This is a genomic window from Longimicrobium sp., assembly GCF_036280135.1.
GTDB lineage: Bacteria > Gemmatimonadota > Gemmatimonadetes > Longimicrobiales > Longimicrobiaceae > Longimicrobium.
This window is the reverse complement of the sequence record NZ_DASURI010000976.1, coordinates 1-4,100: the sequence shown is the minus strand read 5'-3', so window position 1 is coordinate 4,100 and position 4,100 is coordinate 1. Positions and strand designations below refer to the sequence as shown.

Annotated in this window: 4 protein-coding genes; all 4 read left to right on the top strand. The window is 72.2% G+C overall.

Annotation, left to right across the window (positions count from 1 at the left end; translation table 11 throughout):
* On the top strand, positions 1-1,142 hold a 1,142-nt coding region (locus tag VFZ20_RS31385), incomplete at its 5' end, for an APC family permease (RefSeq protein WP_329687925.1).
* A 429-nt stretch (positions 1,143-1,571) separates the two neighbouring features.
* Complete coding sequence (locus tag VFZ20_RS31380; RefSeq protein ID WP_329687924.1) at positions 1,572-2,033, top strand: AAA family ATPase; 462 nt, start codon at positions 1,572-1,574, stop codon at positions 2,031-2,033.
* A 171-nt stretch (positions 2,034-2,204) separates the two neighbouring features.
* The gene (locus tag VFZ20_RS31375; RefSeq protein WP_329687923.1) at positions 2,205-3,233 is read left to right on the top strand and encodes an Acg family FMN-binding oxidoreductase; all 1,029 of its coding nucleotides are present in this window, start codon (positions 2,205-2,207) and stop codon (positions 3,231-3,233) included.
* Positions 3,234-3,328: 95 nt separating this feature from the next.
* Positions 3,329-3,667 (top strand): DUF5335 family protein, encoded by a 339-nt coding sequence (locus VFZ20_RS31370; RefSeq protein ID WP_329687922.1) that lies wholly within the window; start codon positions 3,329-3,331, stop codon positions 3,665-3,667.
* Positions 3,668-4,100: the final 433 nt, after the last annotated feature.

The following is a 4,100-nucleotide window of genomic DNA, read 5'->3' as shown; positions in this document are numbered from 1 at the left end:
TCATCGTCCTGTGCTTTGCCGAGGCGGGCAGCCGCGTGGACCTCACGGGCGGGCCGTACGCGTACGTGGAGATCGCGTTCGGCCCGTTCGCCGGCTTTCTCTCCGGCGTGATGCTGTGGGCCGTGGGCACGCTGGCCCTCTCCGCCGTCAGCACCCTCTTCGCCGACGCCGTGGGCGCCCTGGTGCCCGCGCTGGGCGGAGGGGGCGCGCGCGTGGCGCTGCTGATCCTGGTCCTGGCGCTGTTCACGAGAATCAACGTGCTGGGCGTACGGCAGGGCAACGCGGTGAACGCGGTGGCCACCGTGGCCAAGCTGCTGCCGCTGGTCCTTCTCGTGGTGCTGGGCGTGTTCGCCGTCCGGGCCGAGAACCTGGCATGGACGACCACGCCCGGCGCCCAGGACGTGGCCCGCGCCTCCATCGTGCTGATCTTTGCCTTCGCGGGCATCGAGAGCGCGCTGGTGCCCAGCGGCGAGGTCAAGGACGTGGCCCGCACGGTGCCGCGCGCCGTCTTTCTCGCGATGATCGGCATCACGGTGCTGTACCTGGCCATCCACCTGGTGTCCCAGGGGGTGCTGGGCGGCGGGCTGGCGGGGCAGGCCACGCCCCTGGCCGAGGCGGCCGGCCGGGTGATGGGCCCCACGGGGCGCACGCTGCTGCTGGCGGGGGCGAGCATCTCCATGTTCGGCTACATCGGCGGGATGATGCTGGCCACGCCGCGCGCCCTGTTCGCGCTGGGGCGCGACGGGTTCCTGCCGCGGGCGCTGGCGTCCGTGCACGCGCGGCACCGCACGCCGCACGTGGCCATCGTGGTGCAGGCCGTCATCGTGGCGGCGCTGGCCATCACCAGCGGCTTCGAGACGCTGGCCATCCTGGCCAACCTGGCCACGCTGCTGCTGTACGCGGCGTGCTGCCTGGCCGCGTGGGAGCTGCGCCGGCGCGACGTGCGGGCCGGCGGCCACCCGTTCCGCGTGCCCGGCGGCGCGGTGGTGCCGTTCCTGGCACTGGCCGCCATCATCTACCTGCTGACGAGCATCACCCTGGGCGAGTGGATGATGGCCGGCGTCGTGATCGCCATCTCCACGCTCATCTACTTCGTCACGGCCGGCGCCCGCGCCGCGCGCAGGCCGGCGCCGACGTCCTGAAGCGGCCCTCACCCGGGGGCCCTCACCCGCTCGCTGTCGCTCGCACCCTCTCCCGCAAACTGCGCGGGAGAGGGTGTAGACTTCCACGGGGTGATTGCAACGGGGGCGGAGATTTCCACGGGGGTGAGATCGGGGCGGGAACCAGCCCGTCGCTGCGCGACGGGGGGCCCTCTCCCCCGACCAGCCTTTTGCTCGTTCAACTTCGGGGGAGGGGTTTTGTCGTGGGGGTGGTTCAGCGCGCGGAACCGAGCTCGTGCTGGGGATGGGTTCTCCCCCTCCCCCGCGAAGCGGGGGCAGGGGGTCGGGGGGAGGGGGCCCTCGGCGGGCGAGAGATACTTCGCCAATCCGCACGATCCCGTCACGTCCGCGCGCGGGTCTTGCCACCGGTCGAATGATGAGCGTTCCGCACGCGCAACGGGGGGAGGAGCGATGGAGGCGGTGATCCTGGTGGGGATCCAGGCGTCGGGAAAGTCGACGTTCTATCAGCAACGATTCTTCGACACGCACGTGCGCATCAGCCGCGACCTGCTGCGCACGCGCAACCGCGAGCAGCAGCTGATGCGGACGTGCCTGCAGACGCGTCAGCCGTTCGTCATCGACAACACCAACGTGACGGCGGAGGAGCGCGCGCGGTTCATCGGCCCGGCGAAGGCGAACGGCTATCACGTCGTGGGCTACTTCTTCCGCACGGAGACGCGCGCGGCCATCGCCCGCAACAAGCTGCGCCAGGGCAAGGCCGTCGTCCCCATCCCCGGCATCCTGGGCACGTACAAGAAGCTGGAGGAGCCGCGGATGGACGAGGGATTCGACGAGCTCTTCGCCGTCATCCTCACGCCGTCCAACGAGTTCGTCGTGGAGCCCTTCGTCCCCGCCTCTCCCCCGCCGGGCTGAACTTTCCCGATCCATTCCCTTCACCCGACGGAAATCGCTGACGGTGGTGATTCCCCCGACCGCCGAATCCGCCGGGGGCCGACAGACCGATGCGTGGCCGCGGATTATCGTGGTCCGTACAGGCGCGGCCGGGTGGGCGCGCCGCGGCACCCGTGCGTCCCGGAGGCTCCCATGCAGACCGTCGCATCCACCGATCCCTGGAGCGTGTCCGAGGCCGACTACCCGGCCGACGCCTCCGAGCCCGAGCAGCTGCGGCACCTGCTGCGCTACGCCGTGCTGGCGCCCTCCGCGCACAATGCGCAGCCGTGGCGGTTTCGCGTGACGGACGCGGGCATCGAGCTGCACGCGGACCGGTCGCGCGCCCTGCCCGTCTCCGATCCCGACGGCCGCGAGCTCGTCATCGGGTGCGGCGCGGCACTCTTCTTCTTGCGCGTAGCCGTGCGACGGTTTGGGCACATGGATCGCGTGCACCTGTTCCCGGACCCCGCGCGCCCGGACCTGCTGGCCCTGGTAAGCCGCGGCGACGAGGCGCGCGCCAGCCGCGAGGTGCTCACGCTGTTCCGCGCCATCCGCGAGCGCCGCACGTACCGCCCCGCGTTCGAGGAGCGGGCGGTGGGCGCGCCGGACCTGGCGGCGCTGCTGGAGGCGGCGGAGGACGAGGGCGGATGGCTGCGCCCCGTGGCCGGCCCTCTGCGCGACGACGTGGCCGCGCTGGTGGAGGAGGCGGACAAGCGGCAGTACGCGGACAGCGCGTTCCGGCGCGAGCTGGCGGGATGGATCCGCTCGGGAACGCGCGGCGTGGAGGACGGCATCCCGGCGTACGCACTGGGCATCCCGGACCTGCTGGCGCCCCTGGGCCCCACGCTGATGGGCGCGCTGAACCTGGGCGGCATGCGCGGCGGCAGCGACCGGCGCGCGGCGCAGGCGGCGCCCCTGCTGGCCGTGCTGGGCACGGAGGGCGACCGGCCGTCGGACTGGCTGCACGCGGGGCAGTCGCTGGCGCGGGTGCTGCTGGCCGGCCAGGCGCGCGGACTGAGCGCCGCGTTCCTCAACCAGCCGGTGCAGGTGCCGGAGCTGCGCGCGCGTCTGCGCGAGATGCTGGGCCGGGAGGCGTGGCCGCAGGTGATCGTGCGGATGGGCCACGGAAAGGCGCTGCCGCCTACGCCGCGGCGGACGGTGGAGGAGGTGCTGGTGTCGTAGGCCGGTCGGGGACGGATCGTCGGAGAGCGCCCGGTCCGCGTGCGCGGGCCGGGCCGTCGGGTGCATGGCCCCACGTGGCAAGAAGGGAGGCCTTGATGCAGACCCTGGAGACCATTGGCTGGGCGCGCGTGCTGAACGACTTTACCCAGCGGAACGGCGGCCGGCCCACGCGGATGGAGGTGGATGATCCGCGTATCGGCGCGCAGGTGCAGCAGACGGACTACCGCCTGTTCGGGGTGGCGTACGACCCGCGCGACGGCAGCGTGGAGGTGATGACGGGCGACTACGGCACCACGGACGGCCACATGACGCACACCATCCGCCACGTGACGGACGTGTGGGTGCTCACGGACAACGGCGGCCGCGACGAGGCCCTGTGCATCGCCCACGACCACGGCCACGGGCAGACGCTGCTGCACCTGCTCTGGAGCTGAGCGGGGAGACGGATGACGTTCGTGCACCGAGGCGAACCGTCTGCCGGCCCGCCGAGAGCCCCCACCCCCCGACCCCCTGCCCCCGCTCCGCGGGGGAGGGGGAGAACTGCACTGGACATACGGACGGTTCGCGCCGGGAGCCGCCCTTCTCCCGGCCTCTCCCCGCTCGTTCCTCGCGGAGAGAGGAGAACCCAGCCCCAGCACGGGTTGAGTTCCGCGCGCTGAATCGTCCCTACGACAAACCCCTCCCCCGAAGTTGGGGGAGGGGTCGACCGCCGTTGCGAGGCACGAGCAAAAAGGCGGTCGGGGGAGAGGGCCCCCCGTCGCGCAGCGACGGGCCGTTTTCCCGCCCGATCTCACCCACGCAGAATCTCCGCCCCCGTGCAATCACCCCGTGGAAGTCTACACCCTCTCCCGCGCAGTTTGCGGGAGA

What these genes read in the sequence shown, in the direction of transcription:
- VFZ20_RS31380 (WP_329687924.1), top strand. Translation starts at nt 1,572, where the DNA reads ATGGAGGCGGTGATCCTGGTGGGGATCCAGGCGTCGGGAAAGTCGACG.
- VFZ20_RS31370 (WP_329687922.1), top strand. Translation starts at nt 3,329, where the DNA reads ATGCAGACCCTGGAGACCATTGGCTGGGCGCGCGTGCTGAACGACTTT.
- VFZ20_RS31375 (WP_329687923.1), top strand. Translation starts at nt 2,205, where the DNA reads ATGCAGACCGTCGCATCCACCGATCCCTGGAGCGTGTCCGAGGCCGAC.